The sequence below is a fragment of the Paenibacillus sp. Y280 genome, from assembly GCF_056786335.1.
In genome coordinates, this window is sequence record NZ_JBXCIW010000019.1 from 1 (window position 1) to 26,899 (window position 26,899).

Consider the following 26,899-nt stretch of genomic DNA (forward strand, 5'->3'; position numbering starts at 1 on the left):
GTGTATGCTAAAATCTAGCAATACCTGTCGATTCATCATTTCCACTTACATTTTTGGAAGTAGTCCCCTATGACATCGTGTATTAAGGCTCATTACTATGGACTTTCGAAATTCAGGTTCAATAGTATTATTGACTAGAATGGGCAAAAGAAATGGAAAGCTTCATCCTCAACATACCAAAAATCCCGATGAATTCTATATCATCGGGACTGACTACAGCCGTTCAACACTTTTTCATCACTGGATACTCACTTCAGCTCAACCGTAAAAGGAACGATAAACGACTTGTCTCCACGCTGAAATTGGCCCCATATTTTATACATGCCCGGCTCTGGAAAGCTTGTCGAGAACTCGGCTGTCGGACCGCTCTCATTGCCTTCCTTCGGATGAACATGCAAATAGCGAGTCAAATCCTCACTCAAGATGACGACATGTCCGATAGCTCCCAAGTAAGGCTGCAAATCGGTAATCGGCTTCTTCGTTTTTTCATCGCTTAACGTAAACGTAATATCCACCTCTTCCCCCGACTTAAGGGAGGATATGCCCAAAGCGGCGCTAACACCGTCTACGTCTTTCACCAGCGTTGCATCTGCTTCCAGCGGCTGCGCGGCCTGCTTCTTGCCATCTACCTTGATGAGCGACGTTGCCGTCTTCTGAGAAGAGCCTGTCGGAATAAAGTCCGCATACAGCTTGTACGAGCCGCCTTTAGGGAAGGCGGTTGTCACTTCAAACTTCCCCTTCCCTATATACTCGGGATGGATATGGCTGAACTCCGACAAATCCTCGCTAACGACGATAAGATGCATCAGCTTCTCGTGATTGACATCGTATTTCTCGATCGACTTTCCGTCTGCATCAGATAGGTGCAGCTCGATCTTTGTCTCTTCGCCTGGTTTTGGTGCCGCCGGCGAATACTGCCATTCCAGCTTCACGTCTGTTCCAGAGCTGTCTGCGTCATCTGCCTTGCCGCCATGCTCGCTATGATTTTCCGCTGCTTCATCGTCCGGAGCATTCGTTGCCGCATTAGAAGCATGCCCTCTATGCTCGTTCGCCGCTGGCTCCTTCCCATTCGTAGCTGCATGCTCCGTGTGATCATTCTTCGATGCACTGCCGCAGCCTGCGGCAAGCAAGCTTATCACGATTAAAGCCGCTGCCGCGGAGCGTTTGCGATATTTTGTCTTCCGTCCCGTTTCCTTAAGCATATCGATCATCTCATCCTTTGCAGCCTAAGCGCATTCAGTACAACGGATACCGAGCTTAATGCCATCGCAGCTCCCGCCAGCCATGGAGCAAGAAACCCGGCTGCGGCAATCGGTATTCCTATCACATTGTAAGCGAGCGCCCAGAACAAATTTTGTTTGATATTGGCCATTGTTACTCTGCTCATCCGAATCGCATCGGCGATGCTGTTCAAATCTCCGCGCATAAGCGTTATGTCCGCGGCTTCAATTGCTACGTCAGTGCCTCCGCCAATCGCCATGCCGATATCGGCTGCTACGAGCGCAGGCGCATCATTCATCCCGTCGCCTACCATGGCGACCTTTCTTCCCTCTGCTTGCAGCTCTTGAACGGCCTTCGCCTTCTGCTCCGGCAGCACCTCGGCAAGCACGCGGTCTATCCCGACGAGGCTTGCGATCGCCTTCGCCGTGCGCTCATTGTCGCCGGTCAGCATAATGACCTCTAGACCCATTTCCTTCAGACGGGCTACAGCTGCCGCCGACGTTTCCTTTACCGTATCGGCTACGGCAACGAGGCCTGCATATGTCCCATTAACAGCAATGAGCATAACGGTCTTGCCTTCCGTTTCCAGTTGCTGCTGTTCTTGCCCTACAGCCATGATATCAACGCCATGCTTCTCCATCAGCTTCCGAGTGCCTACTAGCAATTGTTGACCATCAACCTGCGCTTCAATCCCAAAGCCAGGCACCGCTTCAAAATACTCAGCATTCGGCATGACGATTCCGCGAGCCGCAATGCCGGCTACGAGCGCTTCCGCAACCGGATGCTCCGAGCTTCTCTCCGCCGCGCCAACCCAGCTAAGCAGCTTTGCCTCCTCGAAGCCAGCAGCCGATCTAACATCGGTTAGCTCCGGTTTGCCTTTTGTAACCGTACCGGTTTTATCCAGCACGACCGTATCAATATGATGCGTGCTCTCCAAATGCTCTCCGCCCTTGAACAAGACGCCTAGCTCTGCCGCTCTGCCCGAACCGGCCATTATCGATGTAGGCGTAGCAAGACCAAGCGCACAAGGACAAGCAATGACAAGAACCGCAATCGCCTTCTCCAAAGCATTCCCAATGTCTCCCGGCTCCACGAAGAAATACCACACCAAAAAGGCAAGGAGTGCCAAAGCTGTTACGATCGGCACGAATATGCCCGAAATCCGATCCGCCACCCGCTGGATCGGCGCTTTCGAGCCCTGCGCTTCCTCCACGACTTTAATAATTTGCGCAAGCGCCGTCTGCTTGCCGACTTTTTCCGCTTGCATGCGCATGGCACCGTTTTTATTGATCGTAGCGCCAATCAACCTATCGCCTTGGCGCTTCTCCACCGGCATGCTCTCTCCGGTCAGCATCGATTCATCGACCGTTGAAGTACCTTCGAGCACGATTCCGTCAACAGGAATTTTCTCACCGGGTTTCACGATCAGCACATCGCCTGCGACGACTTCCTCAATGGCTACGCGCTGCTCAGAGCCGTCCTGAATGACGATAGCCGTTTGAGCTTGCAGCCCCATGAGCGTCTTGATCGCTTCGGATGATCTTCCTTTCGCTAAAGCTTCAAGCAGTTTGCCAAGCACAATCAATGTAATCAGCACGGCGCTCGTTTCGTAATAAAGCTCGACCTCATGGGCTCCATGACCCGACTGGCTCAAAGTCTGCAGCGTCACGTACAGACTGTAGAAGAAAGCGGCCGATGTTCCGAGCGCTACAAGCACATCCATATTGGCCGATCCGTTTCGCAGCGCTTTGAACGCTCCCACGTAAAATGGCCAACCAATGATGAACTGAACAGGAGCAGCTAATGCCAGCTGGAACCATGCGTTCATAAACAATTCCGGCACCGGTATGAAGTCGGTAAAGGAGAAATGTCCCGCCATCGCCCACAGCAGCGGAAGGGAAAGGAGGATCGCAACGCCAAGGCGAAGCTGCTGCATTCTGATTTCCCGCTTCTTGTAATCGCCTGCGCTATCGTCCGAGTCATCGGCCAGCTTAATCGTGCCGTATCCTAAATCTTTAATTTTATTCTCAAGCTTAGCTTCATCCATCATTTGCGGATCAAAACTGACGGATGCACGCTCTAATGCCAAATTCACATTCGCCTCTACGCTTTCCATCCGGTTGAGGCCCTTCTCAATCCGGTTGGCGCAGGCTGCACAGGTCATTCCAGTAATTTGAATCGTCGTCTGCACTTTATCCACGCTTACTCACCTACCGACCACATACCCTCACGGGGTATATTTTATTGTAAAAAAAGAGAGGCTTACGAAGCCTCATCATGAATAGCTCACATGCTCATTGTTGCTCGACTGCCCTTCACTTAAACAACGTCGTAGCCTTGATCTTCAATTGCCGCTTTGACAGCTTCAATCGTTACCTTTGACTCATCGAACTCAACCGTTACTTTCTTATTCGCCAAATCAACCTTGCCAACCGCACCTGCATGGCTAACTGCTTTCTCAACCGAGCTCACGCAATGTCCGCATGTCATGCCCTCAACCTTCAATACTGTGTTTGCCATTTTATTTTTCCCCTCTCTTATTTCATTAATTTGTTAACGGTAACCAGCAATTCATCAATAACTTCGCTTTCGCCCGCTTGAATGCGTTCGATGATGCAGCTTTTCATATGGCCCTCAAGCAAAAGCTTGCCGACGCTGTTCAGTGCGGATTGCGCAGCCGCGATCTGATTAAGCACATCATCGCAGTACGTATCCTTCTCGATCATCGCCTTCACGCCTCTAATTTGTCCTTCAATACGGTTGAGACGCTTCGTTAAATTGTCTTTCATTTGCTCCGAGTGATGACTTTTGCGCGGACCAGCCGTATCGCAGCAATCATCTGAAGCATGAGAATGCTCTTTCGACTCCTCGTTCATTGTGCGATTGTTCATTCAACATACCTCCATGGGGTATCTGTTTCTGAATTCAATATATCATACCCCCGAGGGGTATGTAAATAGGCTTTTTTATTTTGTTTTTTTATTCCAGTAAAGGCACTTTAAATCTAACAGGCAATATGCTACGATCCACATAATCAACTGTAAAATAGCAACAACGATGCTGCTTGGCCAAAAGCTGCGAGCGGTCGTTTCCAAACAGAGAGGATGAATCGTTATCAAAACCACTATTAATTATGCCCATCGCGGAGCCAGCGGCTATTGTCCCGAAAATACGCTTGGCGCATTCAAAAAAGCGCTTGAGCTAGGCGCTACCGGCATCGAAACCGATGTTCATTTAACGAAGGACGGCCGTATTGTGATCATTCATGATGAATCCTTAGCACGAACGACCGGACTAAACAAGCTAGTAAAGGATACCGATTACGAGGAGCTTGTTGACTTGGATGCTGGAAGCTGGTTCGCGCCACAATTCGCAGATGAGCGAATTCCTGCACTGGAGCAGCTGCTTGATCTATTGCAATCAACCGATACCATCCTCAATATCGAACTCAAAAACGATTACATTCAATATAAAGATATCGAGCAAAAAGTAATCGAGATGGTTCGCGCTTATCATATGACCGATCGTATTATTCTATCCAGCTTTAATCATTACTCGCTCGCGCTGTGCAAGCAGCTGGCACCGGAAATCCGCACCGGCATTTTGTACATGGAGGGTCTATATCGCCCTTGGGATTACGCCGCATCACTTCAAGCCGACGCGCTGCATGCCTACCATTATGCCGTATTGCCAGAATGGGTAGCCGAAGCGTCCGAGCAAGGCATTGACTATAATCCTTTTACCATTAACGATATACCTGATATGGAACGGCTTCTTGATGCAGGCGTTGCCGGTATCATTACCGACTTCCCTGATCGTTTGGCAGATTTGCTGATGAAGAGAGGAGCTTAGGCGTAATGAAAAAAACATGGCTGCTCGGGTTCGGTTTTTTCAGCATCAGCATCACGTGGGCATTGTATAATGCGTTCGTCCCTTTTTTCCTTGAAAAGTTTTTGACGAGCACAGCGCTTATCGGGTTCATGATGACGATCGATAACTACTTCGCCTTGTTTTTGCAGCCATGGATCGGAAGCCGCAGCGACCGCACGAACAGCCGTTTTGGCAAAAGAATGCCGTATTTGATCATCGGAATGCCGCTGGCCGCCTTGTTTGGAGCACTCATCCCTTGGCATACCAGCCTGTTGACGCTCGTTTTGTTTATGGTGCTGATGAACCTGTCGATGAGCTTGTACCGATCTCCGACCGTCGCGCTTATGCCCGATATTACGCAGGACAGCAAGCGGACGCAGGCGAATGGGATCATTAACTTTATGGGCGGCATCGGCTCCATACTCGCCTTTGCGGGCGGCTCATTCCTATATGAGAAGCATTCCTCGCTCCCGTTTCTGTCAGCATCCGTGTTGACGCTCATCTGTTTAGCCATACTCGTGTATGTTATTAAGGAGAAACGAGATGCGATTGCCTACACGCCAGCTGAGCAGCATCCGGCAGTATCATTCAAGGGACAGTGGAACCGCCCTACCATCTTCCTGCTGGGAGCAATCTTCTTCTGGTTTCTATCCTACCAGGGCGTCGAAGCCTTCTTCACTCTATATGGCAAAAACCATTTGCAGCTAACGGAAGGCCAGTCATCGTTCTCGCTTGCCTTCTTCTCGCTCGCTTTCGTCCTAGCCGCCATTCCAAGCGGGCTATTAGGCAATCGCTTTGGCAAGAAGCTCATTATCTCTTTTGGCGTCATTGGCCTTATTATCATTTTTGCCGCCATCTCATTTGTGGACGCGCTGCTGCCGCTTCGCACCTTGCTTATCCTCGGCGGCATTTGCTGGGCGATGATCAATATCAACTCCTACCCCTTTATCGTTTCGCTTGGGAAGGAGCAAAGCATCGGCACGCGTACCGGCATCTATTATTTGATCTCCTCGCTCGCCGCCATTGCCTCGCCGCCGCTATTGGGAGGATTGATCGATTTGCTGGGCTACTCGGTGCTGTTCTACTTCTCCTCGGGAGGCATGGTTATCGCTTTGCTGTTCCTTCTCTGCGTCAAGGATAAGGGACTGTCTAGAGCTACCACAGAGTCTAATGCTACAACAAGCCTTTAATCCAAAAAAATCCGGCGCCTTCGTCTACAGACGAGAGTGCCGGATTTTTCTTTATCTCATTAGTGAATGCTGCCTTTGCTGAAGCCGCCGCCCATAACGTCGGATACATGCTCGATTGCAATAAACGCATTCTCATCAATCGATTGCACGATTGCCTTCAGCTTTGCCAGCTCAAGACGAGATACGACGCAATAAATCATTTGCGTATCTTCCTTCGAATAGCCGCCGCGCGCTTGAATCAAAGTGGTTGTGCGTCCAAGCCGGTCAATGATCGCTTGCGATACCTCTTCGAATTCGGACGAAATAATCGTAACCGATTTCGATTCGTCGAGACCCTCCACCACGATATCGATCAATTTGATCGCAATATAGTATGTAAACATCGAGTACATGGCTGAATCCCATTCGAATATAAAACCCGCGATAACAAAAATAATAACGTTGAAAATCATAATGATTTGTCCGACAGGCATACGCAGCTTCTTCGAGATCAGAATCGATACAATTTCCACCCCGTCAAGCGAGCCGCCAAAGCGAATGGCAAGGCCTACGCCAGCTCCCAGAATAAGACCGCCGAACAAAACGGCCAGCAGCTTCTCCTCGGTGAATGCATCTACATGATGTAGCAGCGAAGTCGTAACCGACATGACAATAATGCCGTACAGCGTCGAGATCGCGAACGTTTTGCCGATTTGCTTATAGCCGAGAATGAGGAAAGGCACGTTCACAATGAACAAGTATACGCCGAGCGGCAGCGATGTTAAGTGCGCCAGCATGATCGAAATACCCGCTATGCCTCCGTCAATTACGTTGTTCGGCACAAGAAACAATTCCAAGGCTACACCCATTAGGATCGAACCAATTGTAATAAAAATAAATCGTTTCAGTATCTCTAAAAATGATAACCCCTTATGCGTTTTTGCCAACAGCTCAACCTCCGTTTATTACGAGTATATCCTTTAACTTTAACATAAACGAACCTTTTTTTCAAAAAAACTACTTTTGATTAACACACCCGTCGCGGCACGATCGATGCCGGTACGACTTGTTTGGTCATGGACGACAAGCGCAACCTCGCCGGAGCCGCCGATCAGCTCCGCCATTTTGTCCGCAGCCAGCGCCGCTGCCGCAATGTTGTTTGTTGCCGCTGTTGTCACAGGAATGTCGCTGTCTACGCCGGAGTCGAAGTCAACGACGGGAATATTGTTCGCTTTGGCTTTCTCAAGCAGCGGAGTAGAAGCTTTGCTGTCCAGAGCTGCGAATGCAATCGCGCTTGGCTTCTTATCGAGCGCAGCCTGCAGCATCTCGATTTGTTTGTCCACCTGCGCTTCTGTCTCAGGACCTTCGAACGTAATCTCGACATCCAGCTCTGCTGCTGCCTTCTCGGCGCCCTGCTTCACCGCTTGCCAGAACTGGTGCTGCAAGCCCTTGGAGATGACCGGAATATAAAGCTTCTTGTCTGCTGCGCCGTTTTTCGAATCGTTGGTTTCCGCTGCCGCCGGTTTATTCTCGCCTTTAGTGCCGCCATATTTCCGCCGTTAGAACCGCATGCTCGCGTCCGATAAAAATATTTTGCGCGATCGTGAGATCCGGCATGAGCTGAAGCTCTTGATGGATAATGCTGATGCCGAGATTTTGCGCCGCTCTCGTACTCGCGATTTCAACTTCCTTGCCTTTATAAACGATCCGTCCGGCATCCTTTTTGTAGACACCGGTTAATATTTTCATCATCGTCGATTTGCCGGCCCCGTTCTCTCCGACCAGCGCATGCACTTCCCCCGCATAAAGCTCAAAGCGGCATTGGTCAAGCGCCATTACGCCGGGAAACTGCTTCGTGATGCCGTCCATCGACACTAAAATCAGGCTCATTGCTCCCACCCCTAATCGGTTTGTGAACTCATTGTATGATGAATCCGGCGTGCAATATATGGAGTAATCTCCTGAAAAAAGTAGACGATTTGACGATATAGCCGGGTTTTGGGCAAAAAAAGACCCCTGCCGTTTTCCTTCTTGGCAGGAGTCTATTTTGCATTAATCTACGTATCCGGCAAGCCCTTTATCCATCAAGTAATCCATTTCCGCGTCCATAATCGATTCCACGACCAGCTCGTTCGATTTGACATCGGGACGGCTAAGAATATAATCGACCAGCTCGTCGCTGTCGATGTCAACCTCGCCATTCTTATCTTCCTTCGCATTGTTGATGAAGGCTTGCTCATGCTTCAAAACCAGCTTAATAAGCTGCTCATCCGCGTTCGTTTCGCTTGCAATGTATTGCACAAGCTCTTGCTCATTTAATTGTTCAGTCATCGTTTGTCATCTCCTAATCACATCGCTTGTCTCATTGTACCACATTCTACTCAACCTTATTAAGCGCTGCAGGCTAAGCGTTTTGTAAAAACTGGTTCCCGTGCAGCTGATAGTAAAGTCCTCTACTCGCGAGCAGCTCCTCATGGCTTCCGCGCTCCGCGATCTCGCCGTCCTTGATAAAAAGAATCGTATCGGCATGGCGAATCGTGCTTAGCCGATGGGCAATGACGAAGCTCGTTCTTCCGCTGATCAGCTTCTTCATCGCCTCTTGGATTTGAAGCTCGGCAAGCGTATCGACGCTGCTCGTTGCCTCATCCAGGATGAGCAGGGCAGGATCTCCAAGTATAGCGCGCGCGATCGTAATAAGCTGACGCTGTCCATGGCTGACATTTCCGCCTTCCGCATTCAGCTCCGTGTCGTAGCCTTGGGGCAGCCTCGCAATGAAGCTGTGCGCATTCGCTTGTGCCGCAGCTGCCTCCACCTCTTCGTCCGTTGCATCCAGCCTGCCATAGCGTATGTTCTCGCGGATGGTGCCAGAGAACAGATGGGCATCCTGCAGCACGATGCCGAGCTGGCATCTGAGGCTGTTTTTGTCCATGTCGCGAATATCTTCATCATCGATCAAAATTTGGCCGTCCTTTATCTCGAAGAAACGTCCGATCAAATTAATGATCGTCGTCTTGCCCGCGCCTGTCGGACCTACCAAAGCGATCGTCTCGCCGGGCTTAGCCGTAAAGCTAATATTTCTAAGCGCAGCTGTGCCGTCCGAATATTCAAAGCCTACGTCACGGAATTCCACCTTGCCCGCAAGCGACTCTACCTTCGATGCCGCCTCCGCCCCCTCGTATTCCGAAGGAACCTCCATCATTTCGAATACCCGCTCCGCACCTGCTATGCCGGACTGGATCATGTTGTATTGATTGGCAACTTCATTAAGCGGACCACTAAATTGCCTGGAATAACCGAGAAAGCTTATAATAACGCCCACGGTAGCAAGGTCATGCACGGCCAGCCAGCCGCCGACGCCTGCAATGATCAGATAGCTGATATGACCGAACATGTTCATAAAAGGACCCATCGTGCCGGAATAGATTTGAGCCTTGATTCCGACCTTCTTCAGCTTCGCGTTTGCCTCGCTGAAGCGCTCCGCCATCCTCTCCTCTTGATGGAACAAAGCAACGACCTTTTGCCCGGATACCGTCTCTTCAATAAAGCTGTTGAGTCCTCCCAGCTCCTGCTGCTGGCCTTTGAATTGGCGCTTCGTAATCTTTGCAATTCGTTTGGAAACGAACACAATGAGCGGAATGACGACGAGAGCGACCAACGTGAGCCAGACATTTAAGAGAAGCATCATCGTGAAGGAGCCTATGAGCATAATGACGCTCGATATGATCTGGATTGAGCTTTGATTCAACGTATTCGTCACATTATCGATGTCGTTCGTCGTGCGGCTCATCAGCTCTCCGTGATTTTTGCTGGCGAAAAACGGGATTGGCAGCTTTTGCAAATGAATGAACAGGTTGTTGCGCAAGCTCCATACCGTCCGCTGCGATACATCCGCTAAGAAAAAGGCTTGCAGCCAGCCAACTAAGCTGCCTGCCGCATATACGCCAAGCATAAGCAGGCAGATTTGCAGCAGACCGTCATATTGCTTGGCTATAATATAATCATCTAGCGCCGTGCCAAGCAAATAAGGACCCGCCAGCGTGAGACCGGCAGCAGCTATCGTAAGGATGATGACCGTTATAAGTCTTGCCCGCTGTTGAAATAAATAAGTGCCGAGTTTTTTTAATGTCGATAGCGTTTGATTCATCCTTAAGCTCCTTGCTGGGATAAGGCAATCTGTTTGTAAAGCATGCTTTGCTGCAGCAGCTCCTGATGCGCGCCCATCGCCGTTATTTGGCCATCCTCAAGTACGATAATGCGGTCAGCCTGCTGAACGGACGCAATGCGCTGACCAATAATGAGACATGTGCTGTCCTTCATCAGCGTTTGCAGCGATTTTCGGATGAGCAGGTCGGTGTTCAGGTCAACTGCACTTGTACAATCGTCGAGAATGACGATTTTCGGCTTCAGCAATAGCGTACGTGCGATGGATAAACGCTGCTTTTGCCCGCCCGACAGATTGACGCCTCTTTGTCCGAGTACGGTATTATAGCCATGCTCCAGCTTCATAATGAACGCATGCGCCTCAGCCGCCTTGGCTGCTGATTCGATCTCTTGCTGGCTGGCGTTCGGCTTGCCGTAGCTAATATTTTCCGCAATGGTGCCGCTGAACAAATACGCCTGCTGAAGCACCATGCCGATCTGGCTATGCAGCTCCTGCGGAGCTATCTCGTTGATCGGATGGGAATCGATACGCAGAACTCCCTCGGTAGGCTCATAAAAGCGCGGAATGAGGCTGACCAGCGTCGATTTGCCAGCTCCGTTAACACCTACGATTCCTATCGTCTCGCCAGGCTCTACAGCAAAGCTGATGTCGCGGAGAATGGCATTTTTGCTGTTGCCGTCATAACTGAAGCTTACGTTCTCGAAGGAGATGCGCCCTTCGCGTATTTGAATAGGCTGTTGAACGCATTGCTGCTGCTTCGTTTCTAGTTTATCGATCGGCTGCTCCAACACCTCATTGATGCGATCCGCCGAAGCTTTTGCACGGGATATCGCCATCAATTGATTGCCAAGCCCCAACGTAGAGAACAGCAGCTGTGTAATATAAGTTAAAAATGCCGCCAAGCTGCCGACTGACAGAGTGCCCTGCTCAGAGAGCTTTCCCCCGTACCATAAGGCAGCTACGATGCTGAAATTAAGAATGATCGACATGAGGGGCGTATTGAGCGCAACAATTTTGGCTGCTTTTAGACTAGCTTGCAGCAAATTCGAATTCGCCTCATTAAATCGCCCTTCCTCGTAATCGGACCGAACGAACGCTTTGACTACGCGAATGCCGGACAAATTTTCCTGTATGACGGTATTCACCTGATCGAGCCGCTGCTGCATTTTCGAGAAGAGAGGAACGGTAATCCGAGTCGTAATAACTAGAAAAACGGCGAGCAATGGAATCATTGCGAGCAGGATAACCGAAAGGCGAGGACTAATCATGAAGGCCATCGTTAAGCTTCCGATTATAATAAACGTATCGCGGGCGAAGACACGGAGAACTAGCAGCACGAGGCCCTGAATTTGAGTAACATCGCCCGTCAGCCTCGTCACAATGGAGCCTGAGCCGAATCGGTCGAGCGACTTTAGCGATAACGACTGAATTTTCTGAAACAGCTCCTGTCTCAGATCGGCACCAAAGCTCTGGGAAGCTATCGTCGCAAAAACCGTGCAGCCTACACCTGCAAGCAAGCCGATAATCGCTGCAATCAGCATTTTCGGCGCGGTCGCTGCGATTGCTCCCAAATCTCCAGCCATGATCCCATCATTCACTATGGTTGCCATAAATCGCGGCTGCAGCAGATCCATGCACACCTCAAGCAGCATGAAAAGCGGCGCAATTATTGCGGACAGCCAATATTTCTTCAGAAATCTAGCAAGCTTTAACACGAGGACACCTCAATCTACTGGCATTTTGCGAGAACCGCAAATAAAGAGGACCGCTCTTCAAGCGCCCTCCTGTTGATGTAATTATAGCATCCGCAGGTCTCGTCCCATACTCCAATAAATGGGATTAAATGAATATTGCGTATCGTTTCTGGCTATAACCATTTTCGTAGCTAAGCAAGGGACGATCCCCTTAACGCCAAGCGACTCTACTCTTGCCTTCAACTGCTCTTTAATCGCATCTGCCACACGTATTCCGTCCAAAATGAGTTTCTCCGTCATCCTCTACCCCAGCTCCTTCGAACGGTTGTCGAAAAACTTAAAAAGGCAAGGGGAATGTCCCCTTACCTTTGACCAGGCTCACCGCTAATGATTCTATGCGCTTCCTCATGGTTCCCCATGCTCCGCCAGTTACGCACAGCTTTTGATGTGAAGTCTATTGTAGCAAGCGATGATCCTGCTTCTGAGACTTGCGTATGGATGAATGGCAACACGCGCAAGCGGCTTGGCATCGAGTCGCGACGCGTTCATTTGGCACATATGTGCTAAAAGCTGCCTTTTGACGTTTCCGATACGCCAATTCGATGCAATAAGCGCATATGTGCGCTTACGGCTCACCAACACACTTGATTTGTTAGCTGTAAGAGCATATGCGTTCTTACAGCTGCCTTTTGACGTTCCTGATACGCCAATTCGATAAGGCTGTCCCAAAAGCTCCCTGCTTGAGAAAGGTGAGCCTCGCCTACGTTGCACTCTCTGCAACAGAAAATCTATTTTAGCAATGCATTGCCTGCTACGCTGCACTTACTGCAACAGAATCAGCCATTTACGCCTCACTCCGCTCATTATCAGCCGATTCTGATGCATTTCTGCAACGTAGCGGTTCAAATCGGCTGTCATGTCAGGTTTCTGTTGCATTTTATGTAGGCCTGTTGATTAGGGGAAAAATGGTAGAAAAAAGGCCGCTCATTCGGTAAAGTGTTTGTACCCCTACAAACATCCGAAACGAGGCGACCTCATGAAAAATTCTACTTCATTATCGATCATTCTACAATCGGTGATTCCCGAAGTACAAATCGTTTCCCTTCTTCAAGAACTTAACTATGTTGATGTGGCGCGGAAATTTACCGTCTATGACCTCTTTCTGTTCCTAGCCGAAGCTGCATTCCAGCAATGGGACGGTTATCGGGACGGAGAAATAAGAATGGGTTTGAGTGGCCTCAGACCTGCGGACCATTCCACGCTTTCAAAAAAGGCTAAAGATGTTCCGTTTGAATTATTTAAGCGGCTGCTGAACGTGATGATTAGCATCTGTAATCGCTCGACTCGACGACATTTGGGCATCCCCAAAGCCGTACTCCTTGTCGATTCCACCAAAATTACCGTGGGGAAAGAACGACTGCCCTGGGCTCCACTTAAAGGAGAACGAGCAGGAATTAAGCTGCATGTTTCCTTGGTGGCAGATGAAGGACGACTACACAAAGTGACCGAAACGACCGGGAACTCCCCTGATCTGAATAGTTCTGCCGATGTATTAGACGACCGATTTATTCTGGTAGCCGACCGCGCTTACGGTAAGCACAAACGATTCGATGAGTATCTCATGCAAAAACAGTATTTTGTGATCCGGATTCGGGATAACACGCACTTTAAAGACCCTGTTTCAAGAGAGCGAAAGCAACCATTTACAGGGACCATCGAACAGGATTTCACGTGTCGACTCGGAAAGAATAGTCGGCTTTCTAAACATCGGTTTCGAGTGGTGATCCTCAAAGATCCAAAGGGAAACCCTGTTATTCTAGCCACTAATTTGCATTGGCATTCCGCTGAGCGAATCGCTGAGATTTACAAGAAACGGTGGCAGGTGGAAGTGTTTTTCCGTTGGATAAAGCAACACTTAAACATCCCCAGACTATTTGGAACGACGCCGAATGCGGTCTATGGACAGTTGTATACGGCTTTACTGGTTTACGTCCTGCTCAAATTTCTGTTTGATCAGGGGAATTCCGTTGTTCATTCGAGTGTCAGACTAATGTTCGCTGAATTTGATCGCTTATTGACATTAAATGCTCTACCTGCAGAATGGAGGGTTTATTTGGCTAATCATGTGATTCTTCCGGTCCCATAATTTGGTTAATCAACAGGCCTACATTTTATGCAATGGGATGTCTTAATGCTCGCAGAGTTCTATATCAAGAGGGTATTGTGCGTTCAGATTCACTTTTTAGCGGACAATGGTCTCCCTCGCCCTATTCTACATATCACGTTCCAGTAAATATCTAGCGGTAAATTGGTCCGTGATCAGCACATTCGTATAGCCGCCGCGAAGCGCTCCATAAATGCCGTTCACCTTCTTCGCTCCGCCCGCTACAAGTATCGACTGCTCCTTACGCCTAAGCTCATCAAGACTAATGCCAATCGTGCGCCGATTTAGCTCCTCCGAGCATATAGCACCAGCCGTATCAATGTAGCGCGAGCAAATGTCCCCGGCTGCCTTCTCCCGAATAATGTCCAGATCCGTATCCGTAAAATAGTTCGCTCTAATTAATACAGAATCATCGGTTGGTGTTCCAACCGTCACAACGGCAATATTAGACATCTTCCCTAGCTCCAAAATATTGCGAATATGTCGATCCGACTCAATCGTTTCCTTAACAACCTCGTGATCGACAAGTGCTGGCAGCGGGATGAAGTATGGAATTGTATGGAATGCCTTGCCGAACAAATGAACGATTTCATAGGCGTATGTATTGGTCTCCGAATGACTGACCCCGCCATTTAATTGCACGACCTTCACATCCCGGACCGGCTTATCCTTTAGCTGAGTAGCCATTTGGAAAAGCGTTGTCCCCCATGTCGTAGCGATAATATCGCCATCCTTCACCGTATCATACAAATAGGTCGCTGCCGCTTCGCCAATATACCTTTTTACGATGCTATCCTCGAATTGCGGCACTGATACGATGACTGCTTTTTTAAGCCGAAACTTTGATTCCAGCCGCTCAGCAAGCACATCGTTATTGTCGTTAGGTGAAACGATCTTAATTTGAACGTAGCCCTCATCCTTCGCCTGCTGGAGAAACCTAGATATAGTCGGACGCGACACGCCAAGCTTCTGCGCGATTTCTTCCTGATTATAATTTAATTCATAATAAAGCCTTGCAGCATCAATCATTTTGCTCAGCTTATCGTCCAATCGATCATCTGCCATCCATGCTCAACTCTTTCTATATATGTCTAAAGCGTAAACGGCTGCTAATCCTGCTAGAGGCGAGCCGAAACGCTTGAATGGAATACGTCCCACTTATATATAACAAAGCCTTAACAAAATTACAATGAAAACCCCTATCCCCTTTCCACTGTAAAAATAAAACGTCCCAATCCACTCGTAACAAAGTGGACTGAGACGTTTGTACTTATTGATTACCCTTTATTCTTATCATACTTTAGCGCCGCCAAAATCAGTGTCACAACCTGTGCCCTTGTTGCATTCTCTTGCGGCGCAAATTGGTTGCCGCCCATTCCCCCAACAAGTCCTGCAGCCTGCGCCGCAGCGATATATGGCCGAGCCCATACCGGTATTTTGCTTATATCAGTAAAAGTTGTCTTTGCATTCGGATCAACTTTAATGCCGAGTGCGCGAACCATAATGACTGTCATTTCTGTTCTTGTTAATGGATTTGATGGACGAAGCGTATTATCCTCATACCCTGAGATGATCTTATCCTCGATAAGCTGTGCAAAGAAGGAGCTTGCCCAGGCAGGCACTTGACCCGCATCCGCAAAATTCAGCTTGCCACCTGTTGATTCAAGCTTCAGCGCTCTTCCGACCATCGTAATGAACTGTGCTCTTGTTGCTTTGTCTCCCGGATGGAATGTGCCGTCATCATATCCCTTAACAAAACCAATCTTCACAGCCTCTTCAATCGCTTTAGCCGCCCAATGGCTGCCTACGTCGCTAAATTCGACTGCCGGACTATTGCCACCAGGCGTTGGTGTCGGTGATGGAGTCGGCGTTGGTTTAGGCGTTGGTGTAGGCGTTGGTGTAGGTTTTGGATCTGGATTTGGATCTGGATTTGAAATTTCCCCGCTCGGAAGCGATTTTCCTTCCAGATTGGTAATCCGGCCTTCAATTCCCGTATTGATGGTGCCAAGCTTCGTAATGTGTTCGATGAATACCTCATAGTCAACCAGGTTCATCTCATACTGACGACCAGCATCCTTCGCTTTCTTCATCGAGCTGTAGAAGTCGCCGCCATTTGCCATAAAGGAATTCGTTGCTACAAAATAATAAGCATTCAAATCGATCGGGCTGTAGCTGCCGTTATCATTTTTAATTTCTACTCTGACGATACGGCTGCCTGCTTTTACCAGCTTGCCGCTCGCATCAAGCACCTCTGCCTGCTTCAAGGAATCATAGTAGTAGCGCATGCCGGATACTTGCGGGAAGCGGCCTTGAGTAGTCTCGATTCCGCTCACGCCGTTCTCTAACGCTTCAACAATTTCCCGACCCGTCATGCGAAGCGATGTCAAGTTATTGCCGAATGGCATGACCTCCAACAGCTCTCCTAATGTTATGTCGCCATCCTTTTTGCCTGCTGCGGTTACGGCAATAGACTTACGGATACCGCCACCATTCTGAATGGCTACAAACCCTTTTACATCTAATTTCTTTAATTCTGGATTGTTGTTAACAAAGCTTTTTACTTTAGAAACCATCCCGTCCGTCATTATATTTGCAAGATTAGTTTCCCTAGTACGAGAAAGAGGGTTGCCGCCTTCTAAAACCACATTTGTCTTGCCGATAACTTGATTTTTAATATCAGCAATTCCAATATTGTAAGGCTCAAGCATTTTTGTCACTGCTGGATCTGGTGCAAAAGTTGCAATATCCAGCAGCTTTCCATTCCATTTCGTTAGTACGCCCGCTTGACTGAATTTAACTTCCAATCGACCTAGATATCTGTTATATTCCTCGGCCTGTACAACAAGTGTTGGCTCACCATTTGCATGGATTACCTTTGGAGCATCGACTTTCGTATGGCTGTGTCCGCCAACGACCACATCGATACCAGCAACCTGATCAGCCAATATGAGATCAAATGTATGACCAAGATGTGTTATTGCAATGATTTTGTTAATGCCCTTGTCTTGGAGCGATTTGACTGTTTCCTTCGCTTTAGCGATGTAGTTCTCAAATACGATGTTCTCGCCAGGCGAGGCAAGGAACTTCGTATCCTCAGTTGTAAGTCCAAATACGCCAACCTTCGTTTTATCTTCGCCAACCTCAAGAATGATAGATTTATAAATCTTTCCAGCTTCTGCTTCTTTACCAACCGCTTGCTCGGCTAGCAATCCACTCAGTTCTGGCTCCTTGCTGAAATCAATATTGGAGCTAACGAGCGGGAATTTGGCATTTTTCACAAAATTAGCCAACACTAACGGACCTTTATCGAATTCATGGTTGCCGAATACCATGGCATCGTACTTCATCTTATTCATAAATTCTAGATCAGCCAGGCCTAAATATTTAGTAAAGTACAATGTACCCGAGAACACATCACCAGCATCAAGAAGGATCGATTTAGCTGTTTCACTTCGAACCTGTTCAACCGCAGTATATCTTTTTGCTACATTCGCTAGATTGCCATGTGTATCATTGGTATGCATAATCGTCATAGCGAATTCCGCATCTTTCTTAGTTGAAAGATCTAGCTGTGCAAGAAGCGGATCATGATCGCTCACCCTGCCCTGTTCTGTCGAGAAATCAGCATTGACGTGAACAACATCAATAACAGCATTTGTTCCAATTTTATTGTCTACTAGAATATGATCAAGCGTTTGCGAGTTGCCGTCGTAGATGTAGGAGTAGCGTTCCGATACATCCAGCTTGTCGACAAGGTTCGTTAATTCCGCACCCCGCAGCTTATTCAGCGTACCGGAGAATTGGAAATCGTTAAAGTCCCCTAACACGATTACGCTAGCCTCAGGATCTTTAGCCGTCAAATCCTTAACGAAGCTGTTAACCGCTTCCGCTTGCTTGGCGCGCTGCACTTCACTGCTGCGTACAACCGGCTGTACGCCGCCCCATGGCTTGCCGTCTCCGCCTTTGGAATTAAAATGGTTCGCTATCGCGACTACACGTTTCCCCTTAAAGAGAAATTCTGCTACAAGCGGCTTGCGGGATGAAGCGAAGGTAGCAGCATCCGTAGAACCAATGCGTCCAGGATTTTGAGTCAAGCCTCCAATTCCGTCCACTTTAACGAAAGTGTTGGAACTGCCTTTTTTGCCTGATGCAAGCTTTACGCGATCTGTTTTGTATAAGAAGCCAACTCGGATATTGCCGTCAGGTTCGCCGCCGTCCATATTATTTTCCGGAGCAATATCGGTGAATTTGTAAGTTGCGCCGCCTTTCGCAGTAATGGCGTCGATGAGAGTCTGGAAGCTTTTAGAAGCATCCGTATTGCCAGAAATTATATTGCCGTCATTATCTTGAACCTCCATCAAACCGATAATGTCCGGCTGCTTCATGTTCGTTACGATAATGCTCGCGATTTTGTCAGCTTTCGCTGTATCGCCGGCGCTGAAGTTTTCCACATTAAATGTACCAATTGTCAGCTTGTCTTCATTCGGAACAATAGTCGTTACTTTCGGAGTATTGTTGCTGCGTTTAATTGAAGGCAAAGCCTGCGTAGGTATCAGCTTATAGAGATCGCCTGCGTATTGAATGACGCCCACGAGATTGCCTTCAAAAGCATCGCCTGTTTTAATTTTTGTGCCTGCAGGCTCTGAAACGCCTACAAACAGCTTTTGCGGATTCAGGCTGCTCTCTACCGAATTGATACCGTTGCCTTGCAAAACAACGCCGCCGAAGGCCGTTTTTACCGGATTATTCGTGCCATTGGCAAACGTAACCGGTATTACTGCATTTGCATAAGGTCCCGTTATCGTAGGTTGATTCACTTCAACCAGCATGCTCTCCAAGCTCTCGAAAAAGTCGATAGCATCGACATTCGGATTAAATTGGGCGAAGCTGTCCGTATCAATCAAATTAGGAATGATGCGTCCGCCTGTCCCAAGCAATGTGGTGGAAGGAAGCGTATTATTGCTGGATTGCTTACCAATCGTCGTTGCATTAATTTGTGTTACGGTTAGAGATGGACTGTTGCCAAATTCCTGCACCGTACCGGACACATATACAGAATCCTTTACGGCTAGACCATGGGTATTCTTGAAAACTTGAATAGCCTCGGAAGTGTTCGGATTGCTATCCTGCTTGTCATTCGGTGCCTGCATGTAGAAGGAATTCGCACTGACCGAAGTGATAATGCCTGTTACGTTCGTAACTTTAACATTATTGTAGATCGATCTATGCGTCTCGCCTTGAATTTTATTGATCGCAATACCATCTGTATTTTCTAATACCTTATATATGAAGGTTGATACTTCACTTGTCACCCCGCCGGCTGTAACAACGGCTTTAATGATTGTATCCGCATTAACAACAATTGGACCACTATATTGCGTTCCCGTCGTTGCTGTCGGAGTGGTCCCATTTGTCGTATAACGAATGACACCGCCCTCAGCAAGCGAGCTTAAATATACCGAACCTCCAACGTTGATGCCGCCCGAAGGAATGCTCGCTTGAACAGCCAGCTTCTTCTCAACAATATCGAGCGTATTGCGTGGCAGCAGTTCAAGTCCTACGCTGGAATGGTAAGTCATGACGCCTGTAACCTGCTCAAACGTTTTTCCCGCGACAAATGAAGCATCAGAGGAATAAATAATAACTTTACCTGCGCTGACAGCATCCGTTGCCGTAACGACGCCTCCAGCCACACTTTCAACCTTAATATTTTTCAGTTGCACGAAACGGCCTTCGAATTTGTTCTGGTTCTCAATCGTTTTGCCAAAGCTTGTAGAATCTACAACTATTGGCGCAGGGAGCGCGACTGAGCCCGTCACCTTCACATCTTCGACATTCGCGATCAATTGGACTAGTCCCGCGAACGGGGTAAGTTTTCCGAAAGCCTCGATAGTATCCCCCGGCTGAGCGGAGACTGAGTTCAGCGCTCTAACGACAATTCCGTTATTTGCGTCCTGAACGAATAAATTGACGTACTCGTTTGAATCCGCACGGTGTATTACTGTACCGCTAAGCTTTACGTTTGTGCCAGATGCAGAAGCCCGAGCTGCCGCGATCGTAATCGGGTTCGCTACAACGCTATATGAAAACTCACGTAATGCACTGTTTACCAGCCCGTCTTTTTTCGCATAGGCATGTACCGTCTTTGGCGCGTTTATTGCAATAGATGTCACGCCAGACTGATACAAAGTAAAGTTTTCAGGAGCAACCTGCGTATCGCCTGAGCCGTATACGCTATAGTACACACTTGCTCCAACCGTTGATGTCGAGAGATTAATAATAGTGCCGGGTTGAACCGCTCCTGGCGCTACATCTGCCGTTACAGGCTCCACGCCTGCAACAACCGCTCCATAAGAGGAATTGCGTGGGGCTGGCGTGCCCACTTCGAAATCTGCAGAATTGACATCCGTATCTTTGCCGCGGCTGTCAATTGGTGCATTGTCAGCAGCTTTACGAATGGCTGCGTTCGTGTTATTTAGGGCTGCTGTTGGAGCCGTTTCGAATTCGCTAGCCGCTCCAAAACCAACAAAATCGACTCTCGCCCCCGAATTGTTGACCAGCTCTACCTTCCCTTCCGAACTGCTCACTGTTATTGATCCGGTGGCATCAGGTGCCGGCAGGCTCGTAGTTCCGCCATTACCAGCCGATTGTTGAATGAGGTAGTAGCCTTTAGATTTAATTGTACCGTTTAAATATGTTGAATTAGTTACAGTAGCTGTACCATCTGTTGGCAAATTTCCGGTTTTACTTGCATACCTTACCTTCCAATTAGACAAACTCACGTCCGCATTAGTCGGATTATACAATTCAATAAAATCATTTTTCCATACTGCCCCGGAGTTCCCCCCACCGCCATAAACCTGAGAGATAACGATATTGTCCCCCGCAGGCGTCGCCTGAACAGGGCTTCCCAAGCTGCCTATCGTACCGGTAACCACTAGAATAGCCGCTAAAAGCATGCAGGCTTGTCTCTTTATTCTTATAACCAATTTCTGCATTCCAACCTTCTCCTCCCAAAGACCATAAATGGTATTAATAAGCAATACATATCTCAAATAGAGTAGTTAAAAATTGTAATCAGAACATCATTGTGAAATTAAGTTCTAGTAAACATGCACATTCGTTCGATGGCAGCAATAAAAATCCCCTTGCTCCAATACATGCATGACATCCGAAAGCAGATTTTTGCATTAAAGAAGGAAGGGGAATATAGCTTTGGGCCCAAAAGCTATTGGAGCCGCCTTTATAAATGTGATGTAAACTGACATATAATATATTGAAGAGTATACTGTGGAACATTTTTCCTGTCAATTGGTACAATGTAATGAAAAAACGGGTATTAAAACCTAAAAAATATAACAAAAAGTGCCATATACATGACAACATTCGTCATGTGCATGGCACTTTAGATTTGTTACTAGATTTGTTACTAGAACAAGATTATTAATTTTTCTACATGCTTACCGTTTCCGCTGAGGCCTTCTCGCCCTTTTGCAGCTGATACATTTTGTAATATCTGCCGCCGAGCGCCATCAACGCATCATGATTGCCCCGTTCGACAATCTCTCCGCGATGCAAGACGAGAATTTGATCAGCCTCACGAATAGTAGACAGCCTATGCGCAATAACCAGCGTCGTCCGCCCTTGGCTGACAACCCGCAGCGCTTGCTGAATTAGCCCCTCAGTCTCGCTGTCTATGCTCGCCGTAGCCTCATCCAAAATGAGAATCGATGGGTCGAAAGCTAGTGCTCTAGCGAAGGAAATAAGCTGACGTTGTCCAGATGACAATGTGCTCCCGCGTTCGACTACCAGCTCATCATAGCCATTCGGCAGCTGCTCGATGAATGGCGCGGCGCCAACATCCTTCAGCACGCTTTTTACACGATCGATGGAAATGTCCTTATTGTAAAGGCTGACGTTGAATTTAATATCGCCGGCAAATAAATACGGATCCTGCAGCACGATGCCCATATGCTTGCGCAGCGCCTGCTTCGAATATTCCGAAATATCGCGCCCATCAATCGATATAACGCCTTGATCCGGCTCGTAAAAGCCCAGCAATAGGTTCATGATCGAGCTTTTCCCCGAACCGGTATGGCCTACCAAGGCGACTGTCTCACCTTTCCGCGCTTCAAACGATATTTGCTTCAGTACGTTTTCACCCTCTTTGTACGCGAAGGTTACTTGATCGAATTTCACGACGCCCTCTGGCCGCTTCACCGCCGCTACTTCCTCGACCTCCATGCCCTCCATATCGAGTATTGCAAACACCTTCTCGGCAGATACGAAAGCACGCTGAGCATTCGTCAACTGATCGAAAATTCCGATAATCGGCTGAAAGATACGCCCCAGATAGTCAATAAAGGCGTAAAACACCCCGAACATAATGGACGTTTCCAGCGACGCGTGGCCAAAATACCAAATAACTAGCGCCGTCACCAGGCTGCCAATCGTGCCTACAATGTTTCTCGAGGACAAAGAGAACACTCTAAACTGTTTGATCTGATTGACGTATCGGTCCTCGTTCAGCATCTCGAATTCATCCAGTGTCACCTTCTCGCGCCGAAACGCTTGAATAATCGGCATAACGACAATCGATTCATTGATCATCGCATTCATATCGCTAAGCCGCGCTCGCATGATCGTAATGTAACGCTTGGAATACTTCAAATGGATGACCATAATGAGCGCAAAAAGCGGAGGCAGGAGCAAGCAGAACATCGCCAGACGCACATCCAAAATAAACAGCGCCGTAAATATCCCTATTAGCTGCACGAAGCTGACGACAAAGGTCGCCATGAAGCTCATGAATAAGTCCCGCACAGCCTCCGTGTCGTTCGCTATTCTCGATACAATTTGACCAATAGGCGTATTGTCAAAATAGCGCAGCGGAATCCGCTGAATATGGCGCATGAGATCCATACGCATGTTTTTGATAATTTGCAGCGCCGTCGATTGCAAAATATACGATTGCGAGAAATTGCCGATGCTCGCAACGAGCAGCAATCCCATATAAAGCGCAAGCAGCCAGAGAACAGGCGCCAATTCGCTGCCTCCGGCCGATAAATGCTTATCAATTATTGTTTTTATAATAAAAGGTCCGCCAAGCTCAGCGCCTACCGCGCAGCAAAGAATAAGCAGCGCGCCGATAATTTTGAATTTATAGACGAGAGCATATTGGAATAGTCTTCTCGCCGTAGATTGCTTTGGCATGCAACAGCCTCCTTATTCTTCCAAGCTAGCTTCCATTTGCTGCCGTTCCCACTGTTCCTTATACCAGCCTCCGAACAGCATCAGCTCCTCATGCGTGCCTTCCTCGACAATTCTGCCTTCGTTCAGCACGATGATCCAATCCGCATGACTAACCGCCGATAGACGATGAGTGTTGATAAAAGTTGTCTTCCCCTCGCGCTCCAAGCGAATGTGATGAAGGATCCGGCTCTCGGTCCGAGCATCAACCGCCGACAGCGAATCGTCCAGCAGCAATATTTCGGAATCGACGAGCAGCGCCCGTGCAATCGCCAAACGCTGCTTCTGGCCGCCTGACAGCATGACGCCATTTTCACCAACGATGGTCTCAAGTCCCTCAGGCATCATCGCAATATCCTCCGTAAAAGAGGCCATTTCGACCGCGCGCGCAATTTCTTCATGCGTCGCATTCGGCTTGCCAAGCGCGATATTTTCTCTAATCGTTTTGGATAGGAGCAGATGCTCCTGCGGAACATACGCAATCCAGCGTCGCATCTGATCAATGGTGATTCGCTCAACAGGTACGCCCGCTATGTAAAGCTGCTCCTGATCCAGTGGATACTGGCGAAGCAGCTGCTTCAGCAGCGTGCTCTTTCCGCTTCCAGTCTTGCCCACAACACCAAGCGTCTGGCCTCGCTCAAGCCGGAAAGATACGTCGACTAAGCTAGCATGAATAGCTGTAGGATAAGTAAAAGTAAGCTGCTTCATCTCTATGCTTGCAGGCACTGCGATCGCGACCGGCTTGTCCGTGTCATCCAGATCAGGCTTTTGTGTGAGCGCCGTATCCAAACGATCAGCCGATGCACTTCCGCGCTGCAGGACGTTAATAAACTCGCCGAAGGAGATCATCGGCCATATAAGCATGCCTAAATATATATTGAACGAAATCAGCTGTCCGAGTGAAATTTCGTCTTGAAAAACGAGATAAGAGCCATAGCCGATACCGATCGAATAGCTCACGCCAACAATCAACGAAATGATCGGCTGGAACAATGCATTTAGAATCGATACCCGTTTGTTTTTGAACATTACATCAGAGGTCACTTTATCGAATGCCGTGAGATCATCGTTCTCCTGCACGTACGAGCGGATAACGCGAATGCCGGAGATCGATTCCAGCGCGTGATCGTTCATTTTACCGAAGGAGGCCTGCGCATCCAGAAATCTTGTTCGCACTTTTTTGCCAAGCTTGCTAATCACGACCGCCAGCAAGGGCAGCGGTATGAGAGCAGCAATCATCAATTTATAGCTTACGAGGGAAATCATCATAATAACGACAACCGAAGCGCCAACGAGCGTATTGACGAGAGTCATGACGCCGTAGCCCGCCGTTTGTCCGATTGCCAAAATATCATTTGTTGCGAGCGCCATTAGTTGCCCCGTGCTGTTGCGCTGAAAGAAAGCAGGCGTCATCCGCGTCAAATTCGCAAGTAGCCGGCCTCTCAGCACCTTCTCGACAAGCGCCGAATTGCCAAACAGCGTCGTAATCCAAATATAAACCATGACGTAGAGCAGCAGCGACAACCCGACAAGCAGCAGCACCGTCTGTGACAAGTCCGCCGAAGTGAGCTGCCCTTTATCTATATGATCGACCGTTCTCCCAATGAGATTAGGCGGTACCGTAGACAGCAGGCTGACAATTGCCATGATGCTAACGGCTAATAGATAACTCCCCCATCGATCCTTAAAAAACCATCGCAACCGATTTACAAATGACATCATATCCCCCTTTTCCTGTTTCCTTTACTATCAAAGCTGAACAGCTAAGTAAGGAAGTTCCCTTCCTTCCAAATGCCTCAAAGCCATCTCTAGACTATACTAGTGCGCCGATCTTTTGAAGCAAATGGTTAAAATTAAAATATTTCATGACTATTCACCCTCAACTTTTTACTTCAAATCGCGCAACATCCTTATATTACCACGGAAAAGATTAGCCTTCCAAGCTTAAATATTGGCTCTAAATACGATCTGCAAAATAACGATTCGTTCTTTATAACGAATATGGTATGATGATTTTGAAGCTGAGCTTGGCAGCGCTTCAATTATTGATCATAGCTGAGGTGAAGCGTTTGGACTACGCCATTAGTGTAATCATCCCCATCTTTAATGCTGAAAAATGGTTGCTCCGCTCCGTAAAACGAATCCTAAATCAGCCCTTCCAAAATCTAGAGCTGCTGCTAGTCAATGACGGCTCCACCGATCAAAGCGGTGTTATTTGCGAAGAGCTCGCTGCCATAGATGCTAGAATAAAAGTGCTTCACAAGCCTAACGGCGGAACGAGTTCCGCTAAAAACGCTGGCCTCAAGGCAGCAAGCGGCAAGTACGTCGCCTTCCTGGATGCCGACGATGAAATCAACGAGATGTTTTTCGTTAAGCTTTATGCCACAGCGGAGGAGCATCGTTGCGACGTTGTAATCAGCGGCTACGAGACTGTGCCCTCTGGGCTAAACGTTTCTCCACATTACAGGCACCATACGCCGATGAACGGGAAGGACTTTATATTAAGCGCACCGGCTGTTCATTCGAATAACGATTTGTGCTTTAATTGGCGAAGCTTATTTCTTCGGGAGTCGCTTGAAGGCAGCGGCATTCAATTCCATGAGGGACTTGCGATCGGCGAGGATACCATTTTTCATATGGAAGCCCTATTGTCCGCACAGCGTGTCTATGCGCTTCCGGATTCGTTATATTTTTACACCGTCGACAATTTAGATAGCTTAATGAGCTCTCCCTATAAGCCTTATTTGGAGAAGAGCTTGATTTTGCAATATGAGTTAAGGAAGCGGATTTCCGAGGAGTTCGGTATATATGCCTATAGTCATTATAAAAAAGATATGGCAGCCTATCATGTTGGGTCCATCCTTAGCATGCTGATTCGTAATTTAAGGAATAGCCCAACCCCCGTTACGAAGGAAGATATGACGAGGCTTCTCCGACTGAAGATGATCACGGAAAGTACCCATGTATTGGGTTACCGGTATAGATGCGGAAGCCTGAAGGTGTATCTGTACTATTTGTCGATCAAGCTCGAGCTTACAGCCTTACTCTTCAACTGGGAGTTCAACACGCCGTTTATCTCCTCTTTCCTGCCCTTCCGGATAGCGGCCAAAAGCAAGCGAGTAAACAATCGGACCACCCGATAACGGATGTTAACAGAGTTTTAGAAGAGTGAACCATGGATAAACCACTTAGGAATGAATTGCCCGCAATTTGCAAGGGTGAACGTTTTCGAAGTTGATCCTCCTTGCACGGAAATTCAGGCGCAAATCGATGCTCCTATTATTTTCTCAGAGGCACTTATTGCTGTAGCTGTGATTCATGTGTCTTAGAGTCATATTAACTGGAAAAACTCCCGTTATCTTCACGAAAT

Annotated in this window: 17 protein-coding genes and 2 pseudogenes; 4 read left to right on the forward strand and 15 right to left on the reverse strand. The window is 48.1% G+C overall.

What is annotated here, in order from left to right; genetic code table 11:
- Positions 1-248: 248 nt before the first annotated feature.
- From AC1TPC_RS20620 to AC1TPC_RS20635, 4 genes are all read right to left on the reverse strand, one after another.
- Entirely contained in the window at positions 249-1,202 is a 954-nt protein-coding gene (locus AC1TPC_RS20620; RefSeq protein WP_482068685.1) for a hypothetical protein, read from the reverse strand.
- A gap of 5 nt (positions 1,203-1,207) precedes the next feature.
- The gene (locus AC1TPC_RS20625) at positions 1,208-3,385 is read right to left on the reverse strand and encodes a heavy metal translocating P-type ATPase (protein ID WP_482068745.1); all 2,178 of its coding nucleotides are present in this window, start codon (positions 3,383-3,385) and stop codon (positions 1,208-1,210) included.
- Between the two features lie 155 nt (positions 3,386-3,540).
- Positions 3,541-3,741 (reverse strand): copper ion binding protein, encoded by a 201-nt coding sequence (locus AC1TPC_RS20630; RefSeq protein ID WP_482068686.1) that lies wholly within the window; start codon positions 3,739-3,741, stop codon positions 3,541-3,543.
- 17 nt (positions 3,742-3,758) lie between these two features.
- A complete protein-coding gene (locus AC1TPC_RS20635) occupies positions 3,759-4,097 on the reverse strand; it encodes a metal-sensitive transcriptional regulator (RefSeq protein WP_482068746.1) in 339 nt (112 codons plus the stop codon).
- Positions 4,098-4,335: 238 nt separating this feature from the next.
- On the opposite strand from AC1TPC_RS20635, the gene AC1TPC_RS20640 reads away from it, so the two are divergent.
- Together AC1TPC_RS20640 and AC1TPC_RS20645 are read left to right on the forward strand one after the other, a co-directional pair.
- A complete protein-coding gene (locus AC1TPC_RS20640) occupies positions 4,336-5,073 on the forward strand; it encodes a glycerophosphodiester phosphodiesterase (RefSeq protein WP_482068747.1) in 738 nt (245 codons plus the stop codon).
- A 5-nt stretch (positions 5,074-5,078) separates the two neighbouring features.
- Positions 5,079-6,281: an SLC45 family MFS transporter gene (locus AC1TPC_RS20645; RefSeq protein ID WP_482068687.1), complete on the forward strand. Its 1,203-nt coding sequence runs from the start codon at positions 5,079-5,081 to the stop codon at positions 6,279-6,281.
- Positions 6,282-6,340: 59 nt separating this feature from the next.
- Here AC1TPC_RS20645 and AC1TPC_RS20650 read toward each other — a convergent pair whose 3' ends face one another.
- The 7 genes and pseudogenes from AC1TPC_RS20650 to AC1TPC_RS20680 all read right to left on the reverse strand — a co-directional run bounded on the left by AC1TPC_RS20650 (position 6,341) and on the right by AC1TPC_RS20680 (position 12,416).
- Positions 6,341-7,207, reverse strand: a complete 867-nt coding sequence (locus AC1TPC_RS20650; protein WP_482068688.1) for a YitT family protein — start codon at positions 7,205-7,207, stop codon at positions 6,341-6,343.
- A gap of 79 nt (positions 7,208-7,286) precedes the next feature.
- Positions 7,287-7,729 (reverse strand): annotated as a pseudogene (locus AC1TPC_RS20655) (substrate-binding domain-containing protein); the annotation flags it as partial.
- 103 nt (positions 7,730-7,832) lie between these two features.
- A pseudogene (locus AC1TPC_RS20660) lies at positions 7,833-8,150 on the reverse strand (ATP-binding cassette domain-containing protein); the annotation flags it as partial.
- Positions 8,151-8,312: 162 nt separating this feature from the next.
- Entirely contained in the window at positions 8,313-8,591 is a 279-nt protein-coding gene (locus tag AC1TPC_RS20665) for a hypothetical protein (protein WP_169087885.1), read from the reverse strand.
- A gap of 73 nt (positions 8,592-8,664) precedes the next feature.
- On the reverse strand, positions 8,665-10,404 hold the full coding sequence (locus AC1TPC_RS20670) for an ABC transporter ATP-binding protein (RefSeq protein ID WP_482068689.1): 1,740 nt from the start codon (positions 10,402-10,404) through the stop codon (positions 8,665-8,667).
- Between the two features lie 2 nt (positions 10,405-10,406).
- Positions 10,407-12,137 (reverse strand): ABC transporter ATP-binding protein, encoded by a 1,731-nt coding sequence (locus AC1TPC_RS20675; protein ID WP_482068690.1) that lies wholly within the window; start codon positions 12,135-12,137, stop codon positions 10,407-10,409.
- 81 nt (positions 12,138-12,218) lie between these two features.
- On the reverse strand, positions 12,219-12,416 hold the full coding sequence (locus AC1TPC_RS20680) for a hypothetical protein (RefSeq protein WP_482068691.1): 198 nt from the start codon (positions 12,414-12,416) through the stop codon (positions 12,219-12,221).
- Positions 12,417-13,152: 736 nt separating this feature from the next.
- Here AC1TPC_RS20680 and AC1TPC_RS20685 point away from each other — a divergent pair.
- Positions 13,153-14,262 carry an IS4 family transposase gene (locus AC1TPC_RS20685; protein WP_482068692.1) on the forward strand — a complete coding sequence of 370 codons (1,110 nt, stop codon included), beginning with the start codon at positions 13,153-13,155 and terminating at the stop codon, positions 14,260-14,262.
- 126 nt (positions 14,263-14,388) lie between these two features.
- Here AC1TPC_RS20685 and AC1TPC_RS20690 read toward each other — a convergent pair whose 3' ends face one another.
- The 4 genes from AC1TPC_RS20690 to AC1TPC_RS20705 form a co-directional block, all read right to left on the reverse strand.
- Complete coding sequence (locus tag AC1TPC_RS20690) at positions 14,389-15,345, reverse strand: sugar-binding transcriptional regulator (protein WP_482068693.1); 957 nt, start codon at positions 15,343-15,345, stop codon at positions 14,389-14,391.
- Positions 15,346-15,557: 212 nt separating this feature from the next.
- Complete coding sequence (locus AC1TPC_RS20695) at positions 15,558-21,278, reverse strand: S-layer homology domain-containing protein (RefSeq protein ID WP_482068694.1); 5,721 nt, start codon at positions 21,276-21,278, stop codon at positions 15,558-15,560.
- Positions 21,279-21,732: 454 nt separating this feature from the next.
- The gene (locus AC1TPC_RS20700; protein WP_482068695.1) at positions 21,733-23,493 is read right to left on the reverse strand and encodes an ABC transporter ATP-binding protein; all 1,761 of its coding nucleotides are present in this window, start codon (positions 23,491-23,493) and stop codon (positions 21,733-21,735) included.
- 12 nt (positions 23,494-23,505) lie between these two features.
- Positions 23,506-25,248, reverse strand: coding sequence for an ABC transporter ATP-binding protein (locus tag AC1TPC_RS20705; RefSeq protein WP_482068748.1), 1,743 nt, complete (start codon positions 25,246-25,248; stop codon positions 23,506-23,508).
- 296 nt (positions 25,249-25,544) lie between these two features.
- On the opposite strand from AC1TPC_RS20705, the gene AC1TPC_RS20710 reads away from it, so the two are divergent.
- Entirely contained in the window at positions 25,545-26,672 is a 1,128-nt protein-coding gene (locus AC1TPC_RS20710; protein WP_482068696.1) for a glycosyltransferase family 2 protein, read from the forward strand.
- Positions 26,673-26,899 lie beyond the last annotated feature (227 nt).